The following is a 22,333-nucleotide window of genomic DNA, read 5'->3' as shown; positions in this document are numbered from 1 at the left end:
AGTGACTCATCAAATCATAAAAGACCTAAACAACCGCTATACAGCTAAAAAATACGACGCAGCTAAACGTATTTCTGCGGAAGATATGGAAGTCATTAAAGAAGCGATTCGCCTTTCTGCATCTTCAATTAACTCACAGCCTTGGAAGTTTATTGTGATTGAAAGTGATGAAGCTAAGCAGCGATTTCACGATACGTTCGCCAACATGCATCAGTTCAATCAACCGCATGCCAAAGAAGCGTCACATACGATTCTGTTTGCGCATAACCCACACTTCACCAAAGACGACTATAAGAAAGTGGTGGATGTAGAGGTTACTTCCGGTCACCTGCCTGCAGAAATGTTTGACCAAATGTTGAATGGCGCGTTTGGCTTTGCGGAGCTGAATACCGATGAAAATGGTTACAACGGTCAGTGGACCAAAGCTCAAACGTATATTGCACTGGGCAACCTTTTACACACTCTAGCGCGTATGGGGATTGCGTCTACTCCGATGGAAGGTGTCGATTCCGCGTTGATCGGTGACATCTTTAAAGATGAATTGGGTGGTTATGTATGCGACTTTGCTTTAGCTCTTGGTTACCACAAAGATGGTGAAGACTACAACTACGGCTTACCAAAGGCGCGCTTAGCTCAAGAAGACATCATTACGGTACTTTAAGATAATGTAGTGTTTCCAAACGACCGTCCTATGGCGGTCGTTTTTCGTTGCACCCTACCTTCTACTTTCTTGTTTTACACTCTAAATGTGAGCAACTATTTCTACCGAGTTACGCCTGCGTCAATTCTGCTCAAGTGTTATTCAGCACTGTGAAACATAGGTCAAGCCCATAGACCGCTAACAATATATTGAAATTACTGACTTACTTTGGCGGCTTTTACAAGCAGTGGAACAGTAATGAAAAAACGTATCAGACTACTCTTAGTCATTGCACTATTTTCGGTATCAATGGCTAAAGCAGACACCGGTATTGGCTTATTCGTTGGCGACCCTTATTGGGGACTCGATGTTAAACATAATGATTTACGTTTTAACGTCAGCCTCGACGATAAAATGGGCTTTGGTGTCAACAAAGTTTTTGGCATACAGAATACGCCGATTTATTTTTTCGCAGGTGGGCACTATGTGAATCGCAATAGTCGTTATATCGCCTTTACACCGGGAATCGGAGCGGAATTTAGAGTGAAGCCTGTGGGGTTTTATGTGGACGTGACCCCGGCGATCTATTTGGATCAATTTGATATAGAGCTTGAGGCCAGAGCGGGTTTTAGGGTGTATTTCTAATTATCAAGATACAAACGAAGAGCGAGAACTGGGAAGAACTCGCTCTTAAATTGATTCAATGGTGCTATTTACTTAGGCTGCTTCGCCAATACTGCGTCAATATCAGCAGCGCTATGGCGCTCAGTGAGTGTTTCCCATTCTTCGCCCCAAGAGCGGTTAACAATACGACCACGTTGAACGGCTGGTCGTGCTGCGATGTCTTTAGCCCAGCGAATGAGGTTTGGATAGCTTTCTACGTCTAAAAACTCAGCGGCATTGTATTGGTTGTTAATCACTAGATTGCCATACCAAGGCCAAGTTGCGATATCAGCAATGCTGTATTCGTCGCCACCAAGGTATTGATTCTCAGCGAGTCTAGCGTCCAATAAATGTAACTGGCGTTTTGTTTCCATAGTGAAACGGTTAATTGGGTATTCGAACTTTTCTGGTGCGTAAGCGTAGAAGTGGCCGAAACCGCCGCCAAGATAAGGGGCAGAGCCTTGAAGCCAGAATAACCAGTTCATCGCTTCAACGCGCTTAGCAGGATCGCTCGGCAGTAAAGCACCGAACTTCTCTGCTAAATAGAGTAGGATGTTTCCCGATTCAAATACTCGTACAGGTGTGTCACCGGAACGATCTAGCAATGCAGGGATCTTTGAGTTTGGGTTAACGTCTACAAAGCCAGAACCAAATTGATCGCCTTCGCCAATGTTGATTAAGTAAGCGTCGTATTCAGCGTCAGATTTACCCAGAGCAAGCAGCTCTTCTAGCATGATGGTAACCTTCTGCCCATTTGGTGTAGCGAGAGAGTAAAGCTGTAAAGCATGCTCTCCAACAGGCAGCGCTTGTTCATGGCGTGCTCCAGAATCCGGCCTGTTAATGCTAGCCCATTGGCCGCCGCTTTCACTGTCGTGAGTCCAAACTTTAGGTGGGATATATTCGTTACTCATAGCATCTCCTAATGCATTGAATGGAAGCTTATTTGCTTCATCAGAATCCGACTTGATAGAAAAATCCTAACTCGTTTTTATTAGTATCGCAAATGTTTTGAACAATCGTTCAATTATAATATATGACGAGAAAGTTACTGGTCTTTTAGTCCAGCTTCTGCTCGGTATACAAAGCGCGAATTGCGTTGTGAACCCGCCCTGACTCATCACCAATTTTCCATATCAAAGCCGCAGGAATACTCTTTTTCAGCGATGACTCAACATTGAGTTTTACGAGCTTCCCTGAAGTAATTTGCGGTCCAATAAAGGGTTCAACCGCCATACCCCAGCAAGTTCCATAGGCGATAGCTGTCTTGGCCGCTGATATAGACTCACACTCCCAGACGTTGGCTGAGATGCTGGTATCCTTAACGTTGACGTCGTGGGAAAGATAGGCTTGCCTGTGACGTTGTAAGTCCACGAGTGTCACCTTTTCCAGCTTGGCTAGTGGGTGCTCGGGACTAGCCACGTATAGTAGCTCCGCTGAAGGTAGAGCGATGGATCCTAGATTGCTGAAAATAGGCTGCTCTAGCAGAGTGAAACCAATGTTAGCCTCACCTTTTACTACTGATGCAATAACTCCGGAGGAAGGCTTCTCGACCAGTTTGAGTTTAAGCTTTGGAAATTTGTCGGCGAGCAACGTCAGAATCTCTTTTTCCATCGGAACGCTGTAAACACTATCCAGCGCCAAGGTAAATTCCGTTTCTTCTTCTGGGTCAAGTTCATTAGCCAAGCGCTCAAAATTCTCACATTGTGCTAAGACAAGTTTGGCCTCTTTTAGAAGAACTTCTCCAGCTGCCGTCAAGGTGGGGTTTCGCGTGGCACGATCAAACAACGCTTGATTAACATCTAACTCTAAATTGGAGATGGTCATGCTTATTGCTGAATGAGTTTTTTTCATTTTTCTAGCTGCGGCAGAAAACGAACCTGTTTCCGCAGCGAGAACGAATGCCTGAAGTTGGAGCAGATTAACAGTTAACATGTCAGTAAAACTTACACCTAAGTTCTTCATCTTGTAGATAACACTTAATGTTAGGTGAATTCATGAGCTTTGCAACTCGGGGTAGCTGCTAAGGTTTTTGTTTTGTTCTGTCAATTATTCTTAAGGTTTACTGAATTTGTATTTCAGAAAAAATGACTAATATAAGCGTTGTCAGAGGGGGAAACGGCAACAACGTTTTGACAATACATAGTTGAACGGACGCGCTTTATTATAGTTAGAGAAGGTAAAGACCATGACAACTGACATCAAATCTGTATACAACGAAGACATTGACCCAGTAAAAACCTATGAGCGTAAAGTCTCACCAAACGTCGCTTTCTATGAAGACGTTCGTGGCACTAAAGCCAATGGCACACGCCAGCATGTCTATGATGATGTGTTGTTACCTCACACGGGTAATGCATTTTTGGTGAAAGCAGGTCAGGTCATTCGTTTTGAACAGCGTCCAAGCCTACACAATAATCGCACTCAAATCATTGACGTTCATTTTGTCACTCCAGATCTTGAACAATATGGTGACCACCTAAATACCAGCGCGGTAGAAGGTCTGAATCAAAGGTTGTACAGCGCAGTTTGGTCACAAAGCCGTTATATGGAGAAAATCGTAACCTTGGTTGAAGATGAGTTTCCATATGAAAAAATGGATGAAGATTTTAGTCACATCTTCTTCGCAGCGCATTGCTGCCCTGAATGGCTACATATGTGTTATGGCGAAGAAGGCAACGTGAATAGCTGCCAAGAGAACTTTATTCAAGGCTTCAACCGAGTCCCGGCAATTGCAGCTATTGAAAATGAAACGCTACGACGTCAAGTGGTACAGACGTTTGCTGACCGAAATGATGTGAACATGTTCCAACCAAATAAATTCACTCAAGACGATAATGGTATTACGCGCTGTGTCTTAGCTCCTACGCCGACGGTTGATGATGGTGTCGGCTGTGAGTTCTATGCTGAAAAAGATATTTATGTAGTGGTAAGCAATTGTCCTTATGCAGACCAAGCATTGCCTTACCCAGCGGCTCGTCCTAACCCAGTGTATGTGAGCGTTTATGACACGGGAATTCAACCGGAAACCAAACACTTGGGAGATATCGGTGGTTGGGAAGAACGAATCTACCAACGCATTGCGACCAAAGATAACTCGATTAAATAGAGAGGGGTCTTTATGTCGAATCAACCAGACTCAAATCTAACAATGTTGGTTGATACTCCGATAAAGAAGGTGGCGCTGGTTGCCTTCATTATTACCAACATAGGAATGTTTGCTGTGCCAGCAGGACTTGGAGCGCTAGGTGCTTCAATGAGTTGGTCAGCAGAACAAACGGTATCGATAGTCGGCATTGGGTTTGCCATTAATGAAGTCATTTTATTTGGCTCCATCGCCATTCTAGGAAAGCCTCTCGTAGGCTTGATAAAGCGCAAGATTAAGACGTTGTTTAAATCTTCAAAGCGCAATAGTAAGTAACAGACATCAATCTTCTAAAGGACAAAAACTGAGCAAGGACGCTTACTAAATTTCTGAAGTCGAGCCAGGAACCCTCGGCCGTAGCCTACATGGATGTTGCAATCATAGGTAAATACTTATGTGCCATAAACATGTAAATCAAGTAGAAAACTTCGACTCTAGTTATAACTCTGATGTTGATCCAGTAGAGACGTTTGCGAGAGCAATCAGCCCTGACTTGGACTTCTACCAAAAAGTGAGAGCGACTAAGTCTGGTAAAAAACGTCAATTGGTTTACACGGACGTACTTGAAGCAGAAACCGGTAATGCCTTCTTAGTGAAAAAAGGTCAGGTTATTCGTATTGAGCAGCGTCCAAACGCGAAAGGTAACAATGGTCGTACTCAGATTATGGACGTGCTGATGGTAACCCCAGACTTAGAGCAATACAGCTGTCATTTAAGCTCTACAGCTGTTGAAGGGCTTAACCAAAGACTCTATTCCGGTATTTGGTCTCAAAGCCGTCATTTCGAAAAGATGGCGACGCTGGTGGAAGATGAGTTCCCATATGACGAATTACCAGAAGGTTTCTCGCATATTTGGTTAGCAGCGCATTGTTCTCCTGAGTTGATTGGATTGGCACAAGGTAAAGAAAACGTGCGTAACTCTTGTCATGAGAACTTTATTCATGGCTTTGGGCGAATTCCTGCCATTGCTAACATTGAAGATGACACCTTGCGTCAGGAAGTGATTCAATTTTTCTCGGACCGTAATGATTGGAATATCTTTCAAGGCAATCGCTTTACCCAAGATGAGAACAGAATTACGCGAGCTCGAATGTGTCCAACCCCACCTGTGAAAGATGGAACGGCGATTGAGTGGTACGCAGAAAAAGACCTGTATGTTGTGATTTCAAACTGTCCTTATGGTGACCAACACACCTGCTATTCAAAGATTAAGAATAACGATGTGTTTATTGAAGTGTATGACACGGGTATTGCTCCTATACACGGCGAAGCCACTAAGCGGATTCAAGGTTGGGAACAAGCTGCATTGGAGCGTGTTGCCAAGCGCGACCAAACGCTAGCCCATGATTGCCCAGTCGACGAGATTAAACTACCTGTCGAATTAGCCCACTTAGCTTCAAGGTAGTACATACCTCTTCCTCCTTCTTCCCCCGCTTTTTAGCGGGGTTAGGCGGTTGTCACTTGCGCTATTTGCGCGTCATTTCTAAAGACAGAGGTAGTAAATGAAAAAAGTACTGTTAGTTGCATTGGTAACGGGTTTCTCGAGCATGGCTCAAGCAAGCAATGACTATGCTGGTTTGCGTATCGGGGCCGGAGCAACAACAGGGATGAAAGTGGATGGGGTAGGGACACTAAAGGCACAGCCAAAAATAGAGGTTGGTTATGATTTTAATCGGATTTTCTCGGTTAATGGTTCATTAATGAGGTTTGACGGTGAGCACAATCAGTACTCATCTAAGGCGTTGTATGGTGGCAAGACGGATGGCTACGATGCGCGAATTGAAGGTGAAATAGGTTATGCTTTTAATATCGCGGATGGGTGGGACCTAAAGCCTTATGCTGCTTTTGGCGGTGCACACGTAAGTGGTTCTATTGAGTCGCACAATGTGGGACTTTTAGTCGCTATTACTAGCGACACCCAAGATAATATTGATTCATATAGTGGCAATTTTTCAGGAAATTATCTGACGTCTGCTGCGGGTTTAAGGCTAACAACGCCGGTGGGGATCTATGCAGATGCAAGAGTACAAAGTCTTTATATGACAGGAAATCAAGAAGTGCGAACCCCAGTGAAAGAGAACGCCCAATTTGGTTTTACCGTAGGGTTTAAATTCTAAATGAACTGCCAGAGGAGATCGCCTGATTTCTTCTGGCTTTATTTTTAGGTTGCCGTAATTAATTGGCGCATTGGCCGAGTTCGCGGATTCTAATAGATGCCAACCTATTAAGAATGAAGGAAACAAAGCAAGAATAATCGGACATCAATGTTTTCGAGTGAAAGATATACTAGTGCAATATTTTCAATGGTAGATGACCAACTTTTTGGTCAATAGAGAAACACTAATGAGACTATTAATAGCGATTCTTATTCCATGGTTGCAATTTTTCACAATCGGAAAACCTGTAGCGGGGGTGATCTGTTTGATTCTGCAAATAACTTTAATTGGTTGGATACCTGCGGTTATTTGGTCTGTGTACGCACTGAATCAATACGAAACAGATAAAAAAATAAATGTTGCCTTAGATGATGAATAGAGAAGGTTTTGAACTTAGCTCTAGAGAATGTTAAACCAACTCCTTGAATCATCTGGCGAATATGGCACTCAAATACATTTTATTGACTCACCTTAGTACAAAAGCGGTGAATGGTGCGACGTTAGTTCGAACTATCAATGCGTTACCATACTGGCAAGTTAACTCTCAACAGGTATATACCGAACTAAAACGAATGACCTCGTATGGTTGGATTAGTACGAGTACGACCGAGCACAGCTATCAGCCAACAGAACGACAATATATAGTTGAAAAAGAGGGGAGAGAGGCACTTGCCAATTGGCTTGGGCGAAAGCTAGCATTTCCTGCAACACGAGATGAGCTGTGCGCAAAATTGATGGCAAGCGGAAGTATGGATTCTAGTGATGTCATACATTCACATTTGCTCAGTGGCTTGCACCAAACTCAACAAGCGCTGAACAACATTCTGCTTTATCTAGAAAATGTTGCTCACGACAGGCAGAAAGCTTCTTCCGCTAAGCTTCAATGTAAACAGCTACAAGCACGAATCCAATGGCTAAACGAATGCATTGATGAAACGCTAGAGCGAGAGGTCATGATCGTTCCAGAAGTGCTGTAAAGGAACTCGCTTTGGGAATGTACACTTTGCTTGCTTCACACTACAAACGGTTCGCTCTAACCGTCTTACTTATCAATAGCTTTCCACTGTTAGCGCTTGAACATGAAAGTGCGGCTACCGAGTACGTACAAGAGCGTTGTGATACAACGCGATACTCATCATTTTTGCCGCTTCTATCACCGGACTGTCCTATTGGTCAGGGGCTGTATGGAAATGATGAACCTGACGAAAAGCCTGCTTTTTATTGGGTGCAATGCGGAGCCTCTTCTAATCCATTTCATGTTGATGATACTCACCGAAAGGTGGCAATTGCTACGCAAAGTAACCTAGTGCAATCTTTTGACGGAGAGTACTACCGATGCTTGAGTGGTCCTTACTTTCAATATATCGATGCCAAGGTGGTTGGACGTTATATTTCAAGCCTGATTAAAAAAGAGACTTTTCTCCGGCAGCACGTATTCATCTCTGCGAATCGTAGTCAAGTGACATCAGTCCTTCAGAGTTACAACGAACCAAAGGTTGTTATTGAGACCCAACAACAAGTTGGCGAACAGACTTTCTTTATTCCTACCTATCCGGAGAGTCCACGCATTTCTAACTGGGAAGCTAACCAACGTTGGCAACGTTTCTCTTATGAAGTAGCGAAGCAAACATGCCAATCGCTAAATGCCAGTTTAGTAACTAAGCCGGATATTGAAGCTCTAAAACGTCATATTGATGTGACTGCATGGCCCGTAGCTTTACCCTTTTGGCTAGATGAGGAACAGGCCGCGTTTCTTAGTGGAAAAAGCGTATCTGCAACCCCCAAATCGAAACTCTATTTAATGTGTAAACGATAACTCGGACGGTCATGATTGTAGTGCGCCGACCTGTGCGTATTTGGCTAAACTAAAAAGCCAGCAGAGTTCACTGCTGGCTTATGACGTCGCCTGGTTACTTATGGTTGAGACTACGAATATGCAAGGGACTTAGCTCATTGCTAACTGTGTCGCTTGTTCTTTTTGCGCTTTGTTATAGCGAATCTTCTTCAGCGTAATCGCAACAGCGGCCGTAGTGACAACACCGATAGCCATTGCGAGCAATGCTAGAACAGGTTTGTTGAACGCACCAAGTAGAACGACGATTGGGCCACCGTGTGCAACGTTACAAGTTAGACCGAAGGTAAAGCCAAGCACACAAGCTACTGCTGAACCAATCATGTTCGCAGGGATTACAGCAAATGGGTCACGTGCAGCGAACGGAATGGCGCCTTCGGAGATACCGACCATGCCCATAGCGGTTGCTGCTTTTGCGTTTTCGACTTCTTCGCGTTCGAACAGTTTCATGCGGCTACCGAGGAATGCAGCTAATGCCATACCTAATGGAGCAACTGGAATGGCTGCCGCTTGTGCACCCATAAACTGAGTTTGTCCTTCGGCAATCAGACCAACACTGAATAGGAAGGCCACTTTACCAAATGGACCACCCATATCGAAACCTTGCATCAAACCGATGACCAAACCAATGATGATTACGTTCCCGGTTGATAAGTTCGCTAGGACGTTGTTCATGGTTTCCATGATGCCCGCGATTGGGGCACCGATGATGAAGATGAATACGGCGGCAATAAAGAGCGAGCCAGCGATTGGCGCGATCATAATAGGGACCAGTGGTTGAATCATCTTCGAGTAATTGAAGCTGACAATCCATTTCACGAAGTAACCAACCAAGAGACCAGCAATGATTGCACCAATAAAACCTGTACCAGCATCAGCGTCATAGAATGAACCGTTGTTGGCAATCCAGCCACCAATGAGGCCCGGTGCAAGCCCTGGACGGTCCGCGATAGCGTAAGCAATATAACCGGCTAGAACCGGAATCATTAGGGTGAAGCCGACCACACCGACATCAAGGATCTTGTTCCACAAACTGCCTTCAGGAATAGCAAGGCCGCCCGGTGTTGGTTCTCCGCCGATAGCTAGGGAAATGGCAATCAAAATACCGCCGACGACTACAAATGGGATCATGTGAGATACGCCATTCATTAGGTACTTGTATAGGTCTTTACCTGAGCCACCAGGACTCGTTGTCGCTTGGCTCGCGCTAGGCTTACCATCACCCGCATAGAGAGGGGCAGCAAGGGCTTGTTCAATCAACTTGTCAGCATCTTTGATGGCTTTTTTGACACCCGTGATAATAACGCGCTTACCTTTAAAGCGATTAAGATCAACTTGTTTATCGCAAGCCACAACAATGGCATCGGCACGAGCAATTTCTTCTTCGGTAGGGATGTTTTTAACACCGACAGAGCCGTTTGTTTCAACTTTGCACTCGTACCCCATTTCGGCGGCAGCATTTTCGATGCCCTCTGCTGCTAAGTAAGTGTGTGCAACCCCTACCGGACAACCCGTCACACCAATAATAAAGCCTTTGGTAGCTTCGACAGTTGGTTGCGATGCTTTGTCGTCTGCCACTAATAAGGCAAGCGCCTCTTCATTAGATGTCGTGCTTCGTAGGTTTTCTAAAAATGTAGGCTCAACTATCTTTGAAGATAATTTCGCAAGGACTTCGACATGGAAGTTGCTCGCTTTTTCAGGCGAAGCAATCATAAAGAAGATATTAGAAGGTTGTCCGTCTTCCGCGCCGTATTCGATGCCTTGTTTGCTGATACCAACGGCAATCGCTGGCGAAACAACTGAGGCGCTCTTGGCATGTGGCAGTGCAATGCCATCTTCAAAACCTGTGTTACCAGTTTTTTCGCGTTCCCAGACATCTTTCACAAATTGTTGTTTGTCAGATACTTTGCCAGCATTGACTAGCACATCTGCTAACTCATTGAATACCGCGTCCTTGTCGGTTGCCGCCAAATCAAGCTTGATTAGCTGCGCGTTTAGGATCTCTTTCATCATAATGTAGATCTCTTCTTGGTAGGGATTTTTAATTTATGTATTTACAAATTTAAAATAATCTTAGTAATGGTTTTGTAGATAGAGATTGATCTAAATCATTATATTGTGTGTGGGTATATTGATTTGTGGTGAACTGTGAGGTGGATAACGAATATTGGAAACCAAAGCACTGCCAAAGTCACAAAAATATTTGTTAAGTCAAGTGGTGGTTTTTACTGGGCCTTAACCAAAGGCGTGGGGTAGTTGAGGAGGAAGCACAGGCGGTTTTAATAGGATAAAGCCGCCTATATGGTGATTTAAATAACTGATAAATCAGCGTATTGATACAGTGGTCAGTTCGTTTGAAGCCAAGGTTTCAATTGTGTATTGCGCGAGTACTGAATGCAGGAGATACACATTATGTTGGATAGAAAGGCACAAGTGTCCGGGCTCGACTCTTAGCAGGAATGCTTCTTTGTCATTCAGCATCTTGCCGGAGATGGTTTTTGCATCATGACTTATGTTATGCCCTGCAACTTGCTCCACGTAGGTAAGAACAGAGTGCTCACAGTGAGCTTCTGTGAAGTCAGGAAATAAACTCTTTGGCATCCAAGTTTCTTCAAGAATAGCGGGTTCACCATTGATGATACGCATTCTTTTGAAGTGATGAAGACTAGCGCCAACTTCTAAACGAAACTTATCTGCAAGTGATTGATCTGCTGGGACTGAACTAAATTCTAGCACGATGTTTTTTAAGTCAGTGTCTTTATTAATTCGCTCAGAAATACTAGTTAAATTGTTGTCTTGGTAGAATTCTGGCGGATTGACAAAAATACCAGAACCTTGTCTGGAGTGCACAAAAGACTCTTGTTTTAACTTCTCAATCGCTTTTCTTAACGTTGGGCGACTGACACCAAATTTATCTGATAGTGCGTGCTCACCTTCGAGCTGAGACCAAGCTGGAGAAAGGCCATTGATAATGTCAGCCTTGATTGCTTGATAAACTTCTACGTATTTCATTACTTCATTTACAACTATACAAATTGCTGACCAAAGCCTCTTAAGCCGATACCTGTTAACACATATCTAGTAAAAGGTATCGAGAGACCATCCGTTAATACTCAAGATGTTACCAGAAAAGCCCATTCCAAAACAAAGTGGTTAGTAACATTTTTTGATGCATGATCTCGATCATTCTTTTGGCAAAATCACCAATATTTGTATTTACATATTTTTAGTGTGGATTTATGGTTATCTCATAAAGATACGAGGAGCCCTACCATGTCATCCAAAATCGAAAATAATCCAAGCCAAGTAGACGTAAACAAGAAAATTCCATGCGAGAAGCCAGCAATAATGCAGCTTGAAATTATGGAAGCTTATACGCGAGCCCATCAAAGCGAAGAAAATCTTTATAAACGAGAAGTGGCTTGCTTGTCTGAACTCTATCCTGTGTTGTTCCGCCAAATCGAATCGGAAGATATCGTCGTGGGTCGTCTAGACGCTCTGCATATTGGTTTTGGTAGTGTGACTTCTGTCGGTGGCGTGGGTCACTACTGTAATTTTGACAAACTTGAAGCCTTTAAAACGGAACTTTCTCCTGAAGAGCATAGCCGAGTAGACGTATTGTTGGACTACTGGAAAGAGAGAGACACGCGCTCCATTTACTTCCGCCAAACGTTAACCGAAGCCACGCTTGGTAAGTTTGTTGACGTAAACTATCCTGCTATTGCCACAGCACGCCTTAGCGGCATGTACCTTGATTACAATAAGCTGATTGATAATGGTATCGGCGGTATGCGCCGCCTAATTGGTGACAAGCTCGATTCTGCTCGCGCTTGTCACGATACAAAAGCCATTGCGCTGCATGAATCCTTCTTGGGTTGCTTTGATATTGTTGAGAAGGTCATTGATCACCATATCAAACTGTGTGCGAAAGAGCTTGAAGTCACCACTGACCTAACGCGCAAACATCAAATGAATGACTTGATCGATGCGCTCAATGCCATTCGCAATGATAAACCACAAACATTCTTACAAGGTATCCAGCTCTCATGGTTGTATAGCTTATGTTCTGGGGTGGTGAACTTTGGTCGTATGGATGATTATTTAGGTGATTTACTGGTAGCTGACTTGGAGACTGGGCGCATTACTGAACGTCAAGCTATCAATTATATTCGATCACACTATCGCCTTATTGAAGCTCGTAAAACCACGGTTAATGGTCGAGTCGTTGTTGGTGGTCTTGGTCGACGCAATCCTGAAACCGCAGATGTATATTGCAAGCTTGCGATTCAGGCAGTGCGTGAGAACAAAGATACTGAGCCGCAGTTTACTCTTCGAATTTACAAAGGGATGAATCAGGGAGTTTACCAAGATGCCCTAGAAGCGATTGGCGAAGGCCTGACCTATCCGATTCTTTATAATGATGATGTGAACGTACCTGCCGTAATGAACTCGATGCAGATTTCCGAACAAGATGCACAACACTATGTTCCATTCGGCTGTGGTGAATTTGTGCTATCTGGTAAAAGTGTTGGAACTCCGAACACGTGTATCAACATCCTAAAAATTCTAAACATTTCGCTTACAGGCGGCACGGACTTCTGGGACGGTCAAAACAAAAGTGGCGGCACCACATTGCTACAACCTGAGCAAGTCACAAGCTTTGATGATGTGGTCAAGAACTACAAAGACCTGCTGGATTTCTATATTGAACTGACCTCGAAAGCTCAAGCATTCTCTTATCAAGTGATGAATCAGGAAGTGGGTTTCTTGTTTACCAGTATTTTGACGGATGACTGTATTGGTCGTAGTAAAGCTCTACTGGATGGTGGCGTGTATAAGTTGGGTGGTACTAATGAAACGTACGGCAACACCAACGCTTACGATTCTTTAGCGGCAATCAAAAAAGTCATCTTTGAGGACAAAAAATACAGTTATAGCGAGCTTATTCAGGCACTACGCGTCAATTTTGATGGTTATGACCGTATGAAATACGATCTGATCAACGCACCTAAGTTTGGTAATGATGATGCGTATGTCGATGATATCGCGCTGGAAATGCACGAGTACATATGCAACGGCATTAAAGATTCCGCAGCAAAGGTGGGTATGGATAGCTACTTGGTAGTCATCATCAATAACCAAGTGAACACTGAGTGGGGACGTGCAACCAGCGCGTCGGCTGATGGCCGTCATACTGGTGTTTATATGAGTAATGCCAACAATCCGCAAAGTGGTGCTGATAAAAACGGACCAACGGCGATGCTAAACTCGCTGGCAAAATTGAAAGCCGAGATACATGCGGGTTCGGTGCAAAACATGAAGTTCAGTAAGAACATGTACCAAAACAAACGCATGATCGTTGAAGCTTTACTGGATGGCTACTTTGAACAGGGCGGGCCACAAATTATGGTCAGCGTAGTTGGCAAAGGTGAGCTTGAAGATGCTTATCACAATCCCGAAAAATACCCGAATCTTGTGGTTCGTGTGGGTGGATTTAGTGCCAAATTCGTCAACCTAGATAAAGACGTACAGCTAGAAATTCTAAATCGCACGCTTAACGACTAAACACCTCCGATTGGGCGAACACGGCAGTTTAGGTTCGCCCTTTTTTCTTGCGACAGTTATGAGGCAAAACATGCTCATCAAAGACTCCACTTCTCAAACATCCTTCGCTCAATCATCAACTATAGGTGTGGTATTCGACATCCAGAAATTCAGTGTCAATGACGGCCCAGGTGTTAGAACAGCAGTGTTTATGAAAGGTTGTCAAATGAAGTGTGTGTGGTGCCACAATCCTGAATCGCTGAGCGCTCAGAAACAGCTCGCGTTCAATGCGGATAAATGTGTTGGTTGTCGTCGCTGCGAGCAAGTATGTCCTAACAATGTACATAGTTTTGATGCTGAAGGTAACCACAATGTTGATTTTGAAGCTTGTCAAACCTGTGGTCAATGCGTTGATGCTTGTATGCAAGATGCACTCAAGATCTATGGGAAGGAGATGACGGTAGAACAGGTTTTTGCTGAGGTCATTAAAGACAAGGTGTATTTCGACAAGTCAGGCGGCGGTATTACACTATCCGGTGGGGAAGCGCTTAAGCAATTCGAATTTTGTTTAGCGTTGGCGAAAATGTGCAAAGCTAATGATGTGCATGTGTGTGTTGAAACCAATGGTGCTTCCAAAACGGAACATTATCGAATGATAGCACCGTATGTCGATCTGTTCTTATTTGACTACAAGGCCACTGGAGATGAGCTTCATAAAACGCTAACGGGCATGACCCGCCGCTTGGTAGATACCAACCTTCAACTGCTTAACGAAATCAACGCATCAGTGATTCTACGTTGCCCTATAATCCCCGGTTACAACCTTTCTGATGACCACTTTGCGGCAATAGCACAACATGCGAAGTCTATGACAAATATCCAAAAGGTAGAGGTGCTTCCTTATCATAATTTTGGCAAAGGAAAAGCGACCGAAATTGGTAAAACGTATGATGTCGATGCGGAAATGCCTGACGACAACGAAGTAAACTCTTGGATTGAATCGATAAAACACTATGGTGAGATTAACGTTACGCTGAGTTAGTTGTGAATTTTCGTTATCTAGACGTTGAGGAGGACTAGGATTAAAAGAGTAGATATACCACCAAATTGATATTTTTATTACTTGCTATGACTAACCAGCAAAGAAATAACCTCGCAATTCTTATGTACCTGCTCATCTCTCTAGGTGGGATAGTAGTGGATATTGTGGTGCCATCTCTTCCTTCCATCAAAATCGAGTTTTCGGCTACTGAAACGGTAACTCAATGGTCATTTACGTCAGCAATGTTGGGGTTTGGCCTTGGGCAGCTAGTTGCTGGTTTTATTGTCGATGCATACGGCCGCAAGACACCAATGCTTATAGGAGTCTTCCTGCTAGTTGCTGCCTTGCTCCTGTCCATCATTTCTCCCAACATCTACAGCTTAATTGTACTTCGATTGGTTGAAGGACTAGCCGTGTCTCTGATTTGTGTTGGAGGCAGGGCAGTAATCAAAGATATGTATCATGGAGCAGAGTATCTGAAAGCGGTTAACTGGATTACGATTTCGTTTGCGATGGGAATTACCTTGTCCCCGTTTGTAGGCGGTCATTTAGAATCTATGTTTGGTTGGCAATCGGTCTTTATCGCTCTGGCAATCTGGGTCGCATTAGGAGGCGTTTTTCTTTGCTTGTTTTTTCGTGAAACACTGCAAATTGTGCAGCCATTACGTGGGGAGCAAATTAAAAGCAATCTTACCGAGATCGTTTTTAATCGAAACTTTCAACGTACAGCCATCATTTGTGGTGTTTTCTACAGTATTTTGCCAGCGTTCAATACCGTCGGCCCTTTTATCATCCAATCTCGTTTGGGTTATAGTCCGGTATTTTATGGCAATATTGCATTAGCGTTGGGTGCATGTTGGTTGCTAGGTAATTTGGCAAATCGTTTTTTATTTAGTGTATCCGCTGAACGGAAAACCAACGTTGCAATCACTGCGTCGCTAGCCGCGTTATTGATTGGTATGTCATTTCAATATATTTATGGGTTGAATTTGTTGGCGTTCTTGTTGCCAGTTGCCGTGATTATAGTTTCTCTGGGAATGCTATTTCCGTTATATCTGGGAAAGGCGTTATTACCTTTCCCGCATATTGCCGGAGTCGCTAACGCCATTGTTTTTTCGGGCAGTTGGTTGTGTACAGCGTTGGTCTCGTTTGTTGCTTCGACTTTGCCTGTCGGTTCTGCATTTCCGCTTCTTGGACTGTACTTTGTACTTCTTGTGATGATCGTAGCTATTAAGAACTCACGCAACGTATAACCTAATAAACACAAAACGCCCTAATAGTTAGGGCGTTTTGATAGAGGAATGCGAGAAGCCGTTACGCGGTTTGAGCGTTTTTCTCACCTTCGGAAACGAGAGGGCTGTCCTCTTTTAGCGGGAACATGTCCTGAGTGACGAGGACGATGCCTTCGTCAGTAACAGTAAAGCGCTGCTTATCCAGTTCCACGTCAAAGCCGATTTCCATACTGTTTGGAATGTGACAGTTTTCGCCGACAATCACTTTCTTCAGCTTGCAGTTTTGTCCTACCGAAGCACTTGGCAGCAAAATGCTGTCAGTGATTTCGGTAAAATCATCGATGCGAACATCAGAAGAGACCAAAGTATGTGTAACCTGTGCACCCGAGATAATTGCGCCGGCGCAAACCACTGAGTCTACGGCATATCCACGACGATTTGGGTCATTAAACAGAAACTTAGCTCCAGGACGCTGAACTTGGTTGGTCATAATAGGCCAGCTCTTGTCATAGATATCTAGTTCTGGTGTCGGAGCGAGTAAGTCCATCGTGGCAGCATAATATTCATCTACATGACCGACATCTCGCCAATAGCCATTGGCGCCCGGGTGACCACGTTCTGTAAACACATAGCCTTTGAGATTGCTGCGACCGATAAGGCTAGGGATGATGTTGTGTCCGAAATCGTGCTTATAGTCAGGACAGGTAAGAGCCTGACGCAATTCAGCATCTAGAACATCTACGTTAAAAATGTAGATTCCCATTGAAATGAGAGCCTTAGAGTCATCATTAGGCATAGGGGTTGGGTTTGCTGGTTTCTCTACAAAGTTGATGATATCGCCTTCGTCGTTTAATCCCATTACGCCAAATTCAGATGCTTGCTCGATGGGTTTTTGAATACAAGCCACGGTGACATCAGCGCCGCTTTCCACATGGAAGTTGATCATTCGGGAGTAGTCCATCTTGTAGATATGGTCTCCACCAAGAATCAAGATGCGCTCAGTTTGATCGTGTCGTTTTATCAGGTCGAGGTTTTGGTAAATAGCGTCCGCAGTGCCTCGATACCAGTTTTCGCCAACACGTTGTTGCGCAGGAATGATATGGACACCTTCACCTAAGGCAGAATAGGACGATTGCCAACCTGATTGTATATGGCTAATTAGGTCTTGAGCCATGTACTGAGTGAGTACACCAACTTTGCGAATACCAGAGTTAATACAGTTTGATAAGGCAAAGTCGATGATTTTGAATTTGCCGCCAAATGAGACCGCTGGTTTAGCAATAGTTGAGGTGAGTTCTTTAAGCCGTGTTCCCTTACCTCCCGCTAGGATCATCGCGGTGGTATTGCGAAGACGAGCGTTACTAGAAATGTGGGAATATTGATTTTCCTTCGGCATTGTATAACTCCTTATATTACAAGCACAAAAGACGTTTCGGGGGAGTGTGGCTGTCGTCGTCCTTCTTTGGGACGGTTATTTGTCGACTCTCACGCTCGATGACGTCGTTAATAATCCTTTCCATAAGAGCAGAATTTTCTTATGCAATCCATACCATAATGGGTAAAGATTTATCAAAAATTATGAAATAGGTGATTTGTCACATATGCCTCGCAACAATGTAATTGCGAAACACGCTACTACAGACTATTACAAAGACATTGGTTAGTTTTTAATACAATAAGAAACTATGCACACTATCTGTGTATTGTTACGCCCAAGTGACAACACCAACTTTCAGGGAATTTTTGATATGGTTTTTCCTCAATTAGGTCGAGCTTATCTGATGAAATCATCAGTATTTATCGTTACCTTGCTCCTTCTATCATTCTCATATGCAACCAATGCGCATGTTGAGACGCCGAATAATAAAGCAACCCTTTGGTTTGAACAGTCTGATTTGCCGTTGAATGAGAAATTGCATGTAAAAGTCTTAGACAATGGTATGCGGGTTGTCGTAATTCAGAACGTAAAACCGAAAAAAGCGATTTCGATTCGAATGCGAGTTGGTGCGGGATCGCTACAAGAAACTGGCAAACAACCGGGTCTTGCGCACTTTTTAGAGCATATGGCGTTTAACGGTTCTACTAATGTGCCTGAAGGCGACATGATTCAAATTCTAGAGCGACACGGACTGTCTTTTGGTAAGGACAGTAACGCAGAAACGAACTTTAAGCAGACGGTTTACATGTTAGATCTGCCAAAAAACGATAAAGAGACGTTATCGACGGCCTTGTTTTTGATGAGAGAAACGGCATCAGAATTAACACTAGATAAGGATGCTATTGCTCGTGAGTTACCCGTTATTTCTTCAGAAGTTCGCGAACGAACAACTTTAGATTTAAGAATACTTAAAGATTGGTCTAGCTATGTACTTCAAGGGGCGAATATTATCGATCGCATTCCACTTGGCACGTTAGAAGGAATGAAGGAAGTTAATCAATCGAGATTAAAAGCGTTCTACCACAACTATTATACGCCTAATCATACAACCTTAGTTATTGCAGGAGATGTTGACGTCCAATCTGTGTTCTCTATGGTAGAGAAACAATTTGCAAGCTGGAATAACAAAGGTCATGACATTGTTCCTTATAGCAAGCAAGTGATGTTTCCAACCACAGCTGAAGCAAGAGTCTTTAAAGATAGCAATGTGACGACACATGTTGAATTTAACTATTTAGAGCCTATAAATCGAGCGCCTGATTCTCATGCCAAGCGAGTTGAAGAGTTCATGCTTTATGTAGCTAATCAGGCGCTTCAATACCGTTTAGAGACAACCGCTTTCGCAAGCCAAGGCGAACTGTTATCTCCCTATGTTGGCTCTTACAATCAGTTTGATGTTGTTACGAGTAATCAACTGAGTGTCGCGACAAAGTCGGACCAATGGCAGGCAGGGGTCAATATGCTGGAATCATCCCTAAGGCAGGCGGTTAAGTACGGGTTTTCTAAACAAGAAATTCAGCGTCAATTAGATAAATATCACACATTATTAAAGCTGGATGCCGAAGCCACTAAAGATACGCTGAGTTCGAGCTACGCAGCAGGTGTCGTTAATGATATCAACAATAAAGCGGTATCAACGAGCAATGAATTTGCATTGTCATTATTCGAAAGTGATGTGTTACCGAAAGAGATTTCTGCGTATAACCAAATATTCAACAAGCATTGGAGCGATAAGCATCCAAGAATTTATGTGATGGACAAACCCCAGTCCAAGGTTACGGCCCAGACGGTACTAGAGGCATACAAAGACAGTGAATCGACACAAGTTAAGCCATATGCAGAAGCAGAAAAAGTACAGTTTGCGTATCAGAACTTTGGGCAACCAGGGAAAGCCAAGCTAATCGAGAAAACCGCCTTTGGAGATGTGACACGATATCGATTCGACAATGGCGTTTATCTCAATGTTAAACCAACTGAGTTTGAATCCAATGCGGTCTATATCAGTGTTCGAGTGGGCAAAGGCAAGCTTGATCTCGCAAAGAAAGATGCCCCATTAGCTACCTTGTTTGACTCTGCCTTCATCGCTGGTGGCTTGGAAGCTCATGATATTAACGATTTACGGTCAATTTTCTCAGGGCGACAAATTGGTGCCAGTTACTACCTGACTGATGATGCTATCGAAGGTCACTACCGAGTTCCACCACAAGATACTCTAGACCAACTAAAAGTGGCAGCGGCATTTTTGACACATCCTGGATACAGACCAAGCGGTCATGCTCTTGCCGTACAGAGCCTCAAGTCAGTATATGACAGTTACCCGACAACTCCAGAGGGCGTATTAGGTTTTAATGTTGGCAAGGTGTTGTATCAAGATGACCCTCGCTGGGAATACCCGAAAGTGGAGGTAATCGACAAACTACCGTTAACCGCATTGAAGCAGTTTGTCGATCGCTCTGTCAATCAAGGTCCAATCGAAGTGTCTTTGCTGGGTAACATCACCCAACAACAGGCGGTGGATTATGTCGCTCAGACGTTTGGAGCGTTAAATATCAAGGCACAAGACTTTGTTCCTAGACCAAGAGATGATATCCAGCTTAACGTGGGTGAGCATTACACGTTGTATCACCAAGGAGAACAGAACACGGCACTAGCGTCGGGCTACGTCTCTTTGCCTGATGGACGCGATTATAAGCAAGTGGTTGGATTCGCCGTACTGCGTTCTATTTTGCAGCTGCGCGTCAACGATGCTATTCGAGAAAAGACGGGTAAGGCGTATTCACCATGGGTAGATTCGTCACAGTCACTACTGTACAAGGACTACGGTTATCTTAGTTTGAACAGCAATACCACAGTTGATAATGTCGATATCGTGTTTGATATCTATCGTAAGTTGATCAGAGACATCCAGGAAACGGGTGTATCGAATGATGAGCTTAAGCGTGCAGTGACGCCTATGATTGATGGTATTGAACAGAGCTACGAGAATAATGGTTTTTGGTTTGGTCTGATGTACAAAGCTTCAAGTTATCCCGAGAACCTTGCTAATGAGCAGACGTTTAAACAGTTAGTATCGGCGGTGACTGCGGCTGATGTTCAACAGTTAGCGAAACAAATCGTTCTGAAAGATATGATCACAGTTGCGGTACTGCCCAAAGAGAAAGAAGAATAAAAAAAACTAATATTAGTGTTGACAGGTTTATCTCGGAAGCATATATTGATTACACGAACTGCCGAATGGAGTTCCTGAGTTGTCTACTTCGCCTAATTAGGGAAGTAAAGGCAACTGTAATCAAAGGACGTTGACGTTGCAATAGTCGATATCAACAAGCTCCTTTAACCTGTTAACACTTGGAACATATGTCTTAAGGCGCCAATGAGGTGCAACAGAGTATGTTTCCGGTCTTGGTGAATCAAACATCAAGAACTATTGCTTATTTATGAGGATAGTATTATGCGTAATGTAGATTTTTCTCCCCTATACCGTCATGCCATTGGTTTTGATCGCCTATTCAACCTAGCGGAAAATAGCGCGAAAAAGCCATCTTCTAATGGATACCCTCCATACAATATCGAACAGAAAGACGAAAATAACTACCGTATAACGATGGCTGTTGCAGGCTTTTCTGAAGATGCACTAACTCTTACTCAGAACGAAAATATGCTTATCGTTTCTGGTGAAGTTAAGTCTGTAGAAACCAAACCAAACTACGTTTATCAAGGCATCGCAGAGCGTAACTTTGAACGTAAGTTCCAACTTGCTGACTACGTAACCGTTAAGGCCGCAAGCATGGAAAATGGTTTATTGCACGTTGATCTTGTTCGTGAAGTTCCAGAAGCAATGCAGCCACGTAAAATCTCAATCAACAAATAATCATTGAGAAGTGAAATGTGATAAGGCGATTTTAGAATTCGATTTGAAATTGGATCTCACTAGCCTTATCTAAAAAGTATTGCTGCCTACACATGCAGTGTAGCGACATCTAGAGTGCAAGAGTGAAATACTTGCACTCAAATAAAGAATAGAATTACATACTTTGCATTAGAAAAAATAATGCGAAGAGGAGAGGTATTATTATGAGTAAAATTATTGGTATTGATTTAGGTACAACAAATTCATGTGTTGCAGTGCTCGATGGCGACAAACCACGCGTAATCGAAAATGCTGAAGGTGAGCGCACAACCGCATCGGTTATCGCTTATACAGACGGCGAAACGCTAGTAGGTCAACCTGCAAAACGTCAAGCAGTTACAAACCCAGAGAACACGCTATTTGCTATTAAGCGTCTAATCGGTCGTCGTTTTGAAGACGAAGAAGTTCAGCGTGATATCGAAATCATGCCTTACAAAATTGTTAAGGCAGACAACGGTGATGCATGGGTAGAAGCAAAAGGCCAACAAATGGCGGCTCCTCAAGTATCTGCTGAAGTACTTAAGAAAATGAAGAAAACTGCTGAAGACTTCCTTGGTGAGGAAGTAACTGGTGCAGTTATCACAGTTCCTGCTTACTTTAACGATGCACAGCGTCAAGCAACTAAAGATGCTGGTCGTATCGCAGGTCTAGAAGTTAAACGTATCATCAACGAACCAACAGCAGCAGCACTTGCTTACGGTCTAGACAAGAAAG

At 43.6% G+C, this 22,333-nt stretch carries 20 protein-coding genes; 15 read left to right on the top strand and 5 right to left on the bottom strand.

What is annotated here, in order from left to right; genetic code table 11:
* The first annotated feature begins 1 nt into the window (after position 1).
* Complete coding sequence (locus HOP38_RS17130) at positions 2-661, top strand: nitroreductase family protein (protein WP_006069354.1); 660 nt, start codon at positions 2-4, stop codon at positions 659-661.
* A 237-nt stretch (positions 662-898) separates the two neighbouring features.
* Positions 899-1,285, top strand: a complete 387-nt coding sequence (locus tag HOP38_RS17125; protein WP_038230703.1) for a hypothetical protein — start codon at positions 899-901, stop codon at positions 1,283-1,285.
* Positions 1,286-1,353: 68 nt separating this feature from the next.
* Here HOP38_RS17125 and yghU read toward each other — a convergent pair whose 3' ends face one another.
* Positions 1,354-2,214, bottom strand: a complete 861-nt coding sequence (gene yghU, locus HOP38_RS17120) for a glutathione-dependent disulfide-bond oxidoreductase (RefSeq protein WP_006069352.1) — start codon at positions 2,212-2,214, stop codon at positions 1,354-1,356.
* Positions 2,215-2,359: 145 nt separating this feature from the next.
* Complete coding sequence (locus HOP38_RS17115) at positions 2,360-3,235, bottom strand: LysR family transcriptional regulator (RefSeq protein ID WP_198558560.1); 876 nt, start codon at positions 3,233-3,235, stop codon at positions 2,360-2,362.
* Between the two features lie 253 nt (positions 3,236-3,488).
* Here HOP38_RS17115 and HOP38_RS17110 point away from each other — a divergent pair, with 253 nt between their 5' ends.
* From HOP38_RS17110 to HOP38_RS17080, 7 genes are all read left to right on the top strand, one after another.
* Positions 3,489-4,409 (top strand): DUF1989 domain-containing protein, encoded by a 921-nt coding sequence (locus tag HOP38_RS17110; protein WP_198558559.1) that lies wholly within the window; start codon positions 3,489-3,491, stop codon positions 4,407-4,409.
* Between the two features lie 12 nt (positions 4,410-4,421).
* Positions 4,422-4,721, top strand: coding sequence for a hypothetical protein (locus HOP38_RS17105; RefSeq protein WP_006069349.1), 300 nt, complete (start codon positions 4,422-4,424; stop codon positions 4,719-4,721).
* 118 nt (positions 4,722-4,839) lie between these two features.
* Positions 4,840-5,850: a DUF1989 domain-containing protein gene (locus HOP38_RS17100; RefSeq protein ID WP_006069348.1), complete on the top strand. Its 1,011-nt coding sequence runs from the start codon at positions 4,840-4,842 to the stop codon at positions 5,848-5,850.
* A gap of 97 nt (positions 5,851-5,947) precedes the next feature.
* Complete coding sequence (locus tag HOP38_RS17095) at positions 5,948-6,562, top strand: outer membrane beta-barrel protein (protein ID WP_198558558.1); 615 nt, start codon at positions 5,948-5,950, stop codon at positions 6,560-6,562.
* Positions 6,563-6,755: 193 nt separating this feature from the next.
* Positions 6,756-6,980, top strand: a complete 225-nt coding sequence (locus HOP38_RS17090) for a YqaE/Pmp3 family membrane protein (protein WP_086027610.1) — start codon at positions 6,756-6,758, stop codon at positions 6,978-6,980.
* 61 nt (positions 6,981-7,041) lie between these two features.
* Positions 7,042-7,578, top strand: coding sequence for a PadR family transcriptional regulator (locus HOP38_RS17085; RefSeq protein WP_198558557.1), 537 nt, complete (start codon positions 7,042-7,044; stop codon positions 7,576-7,578).
* Between the two features lie 17 nt (positions 7,579-7,595).
* Positions 7,596-8,417 carry a hypothetical protein gene (locus HOP38_RS17080; RefSeq protein ID WP_198558556.1) on the top strand — a complete coding sequence of 274 codons (822 nt, stop codon included), beginning with the start codon at positions 7,596-7,598 and terminating at the stop codon, positions 8,415-8,417.
* A gap of 129 nt (positions 8,418-8,546) precedes the next feature.
* Here the strand turns inward: HOP38_RS17080 and HOP38_RS17075 are convergent, their stop codons facing one another.
* Positions 8,547-10,466, bottom strand: a complete 1,920-nt coding sequence (locus HOP38_RS17075) for a PTS fructose transporter subunit IIABC (RefSeq protein ID WP_198558555.1) — start codon at positions 10,464-10,466, stop codon at positions 8,547-8,549.
* A 312-nt stretch (positions 10,467-10,778) separates the two neighbouring features.
* The gene (locus HOP38_RS17070; protein ID WP_198558554.1) at positions 10,779-11,465 is read right to left on the bottom strand and encodes a GntR family transcriptional regulator; all 687 of its coding nucleotides are present in this window, start codon (positions 11,463-11,465) and stop codon (positions 10,779-10,781) included.
* Positions 11,466-11,726: 261 nt separating this feature from the next.
* On the opposite strand from HOP38_RS17070, the gene HOP38_RS17065 reads away from it, so the two are divergent.
* The 3 genes from HOP38_RS17065 (at position 11,727) to HOP38_RS17055 (ending at position 16,292) form a co-directional block, all read left to right on the top strand.
* A complete protein-coding gene (locus HOP38_RS17065; protein ID WP_198558553.1) occupies positions 11,727-14,018 on the top strand; it encodes a pyruvate formate lyase family protein in 2,292 nt (763 codons plus the stop codon).
* A gap of 70 nt (positions 14,019-14,088) precedes the next feature.
* The gene (locus tag HOP38_RS17060; protein WP_198558552.1) at positions 14,089-15,039 is read left to right on the top strand and encodes a glycyl-radical enzyme activating protein; all 951 of its coding nucleotides are present in this window, start codon (positions 14,089-14,091) and stop codon (positions 15,037-15,039) included.
* A gap of 86 nt (positions 15,040-15,125) precedes the next feature.
* Entirely contained in the window at positions 15,126-16,292 is a 1,167-nt protein-coding gene (locus HOP38_RS17055) for an MFS transporter (RefSeq protein WP_340138504.1), read from the top strand.
* Positions 16,293-16,353: 61 nt separating this feature from the next.
* On the opposite strand, the gene glgC is transcribed toward HOP38_RS17055, so the two are convergent.
* Positions 16,354-17,667 carry a glucose-1-phosphate adenylyltransferase gene (gene glgC, locus HOP38_RS17050; protein WP_124941733.1) on the bottom strand — a complete coding sequence of 438 codons (1,314 nt, stop codon included), beginning with the start codon at positions 17,665-17,667 and terminating at the stop codon, positions 16,354-16,356.
* A gap of 352 nt (positions 17,668-18,019) precedes the next feature.
* Here glgC and HOP38_RS17045 point away from each other — a divergent pair, with 352 nt between their 5' ends.
* The 3 genes from HOP38_RS17045 to HOP38_RS17035 form a co-directional block, all read left to right on the top strand.
* Positions 18,020-20,878, top strand: a complete 2,859-nt coding sequence (locus HOP38_RS17045) for a M16 family metallopeptidase (RefSeq protein ID WP_198558550.1) — start codon at positions 18,020-18,022, stop codon at positions 20,876-20,878.
* Between the two features lie 282 nt (positions 20,879-21,160).
* Entirely contained in the window at positions 21,161-21,580 is a 420-nt protein-coding gene (locus tag HOP38_RS17040) for an Hsp20 family protein (protein WP_031493751.1), read from the top strand.
* 203 nt (positions 21,581-21,783) lie between these two features.
* Positions 21,784-22,333 (top strand): Hsp70 family protein (locus HOP38_RS17035; RefSeq protein WP_198558549.1); only part of this gene is annotated, 550 nt, incomplete at its 3' end.

The organism is Vibrio mediterranei, assembly GCF_013364395.1.
Taxonomy (GTDB): domain Bacteria; phylum Pseudomonadota; class Gammaproteobacteria; order Enterobacterales; family Vibrionaceae; genus Vibrio; species Vibrio mediterranei.
This window is presented reverse-complemented; position numbering and strand designations above follow the sequence as displayed.

What these genes read in the sequence shown, in the direction of transcription:
- HOP38_RS17125 (WP_038230703.1), top strand. Translation starts at nt 899, where the DNA reads ATGAAAAAACGTATCAGACTACTCTTAGTCATTGCACTATTTTCGGTA.
- yghU (WP_006069352.1), bottom strand. Translation starts at nt 2,214, where the DNA reads ATGAGTAACGAATATATCCCACCTAAAGTTTGGACTCACGACAGTGAA.
- HOP38_RS17115 (WP_198558560.1), bottom strand. Translation starts at nt 3,235, where the DNA reads ATGTTAACTGTTAATCTGCTCCAACTTCAGGCATTCGTTCTCGCTGCG.
- HOP38_RS17110 (WP_198558559.1), top strand. Translation starts at nt 3,489, where the DNA reads ATGACAACTGACATCAAATCTGTATACAACGAAGACATTGACCCAGTA.
- HOP38_RS17105 (WP_006069349.1), top strand. Translation starts at nt 4,422, where the DNA reads ATGTCGAATCAACCAGACTCAAATCTAACAATGTTGGTTGATACTCCG.
- HOP38_RS17100 (WP_006069348.1), top strand. Translation starts at nt 4,840, where the DNA reads ATGTGCCATAAACATGTAAATCAAGTAGAAAACTTCGACTCTAGTTAT.
- HOP38_RS17095 (WP_198558558.1), top strand. Translation starts at nt 5,948, where the DNA reads ATGAAAAAAGTACTGTTAGTTGCATTGGTAACGGGTTTCTCGAGCATG.
- HOP38_RS17090 (WP_086027610.1), top strand. Translation starts at nt 6,756, where the DNA reads ATGACCAACTTTTTGGTCAATAGAGAAACACTAATGAGACTATTAATA.
- HOP38_RS17085 (WP_198558557.1), top strand. Translation starts at nt 7,042, where the DNA reads ATGGCACTCAAATACATTTTATTGACTCACCTTAGTACAAAAGCGGTG.
- HOP38_RS17080 (WP_198558556.1), top strand. Translation starts at nt 7,596, where the DNA reads ATGTACACTTTGCTTGCTTCACACTACAAACGGTTCGCTCTAACCGTC.
- HOP38_RS17075 (WP_198558555.1), bottom strand. Translation starts at nt 10,466, where the DNA reads ATGATGAAAGAGATCCTAAACGCGCAGCTAATCAAGCTTGATTTGGCG.
- HOP38_RS17070 (WP_198558554.1), bottom strand. Translation starts at nt 11,465, where the DNA reads ATGAAATACGTAGAAGTTTATCAAGCAATCAAGGCTGACATTATCAAT.
- HOP38_RS17065 (WP_198558553.1), top strand. Translation starts at nt 11,727, where the DNA reads ATGTCATCCAAAATCGAAAATAATCCAAGCCAAGTAGACGTAAACAAG.
- HOP38_RS17060 (WP_198558552.1), top strand. Translation starts at nt 14,089, where the DNA reads ATGCTCATCAAAGACTCCACTTCTCAAACATCCTTCGCTCAATCATCA.
- HOP38_RS17055 (WP_340138504.1), top strand. Translation starts at nt 15,126, where the DNA reads ATGACTAACCAGCAAAGAAATAACCTCGCAATTCTTATGTACCTGCTC.
- glgC (WP_124941733.1), bottom strand. Translation starts at nt 17,667, where the DNA reads ATGCCGAAGGAAAATCAATATTCCCACATTTCTAGTAACGCTCGTCTT.
- HOP38_RS17045 (WP_198558550.1), top strand. Translation starts at nt 18,020, where the DNA reads ATGGTTTTTCCTCAATTAGGTCGAGCTTATCTGATGAAATCATCAGTA.
- HOP38_RS17040 (WP_031493751.1), top strand. Translation starts at nt 21,161, where the DNA reads ATGCGTAATGTAGATTTTTCTCCCCTATACCGTCATGCCATTGGTTTT.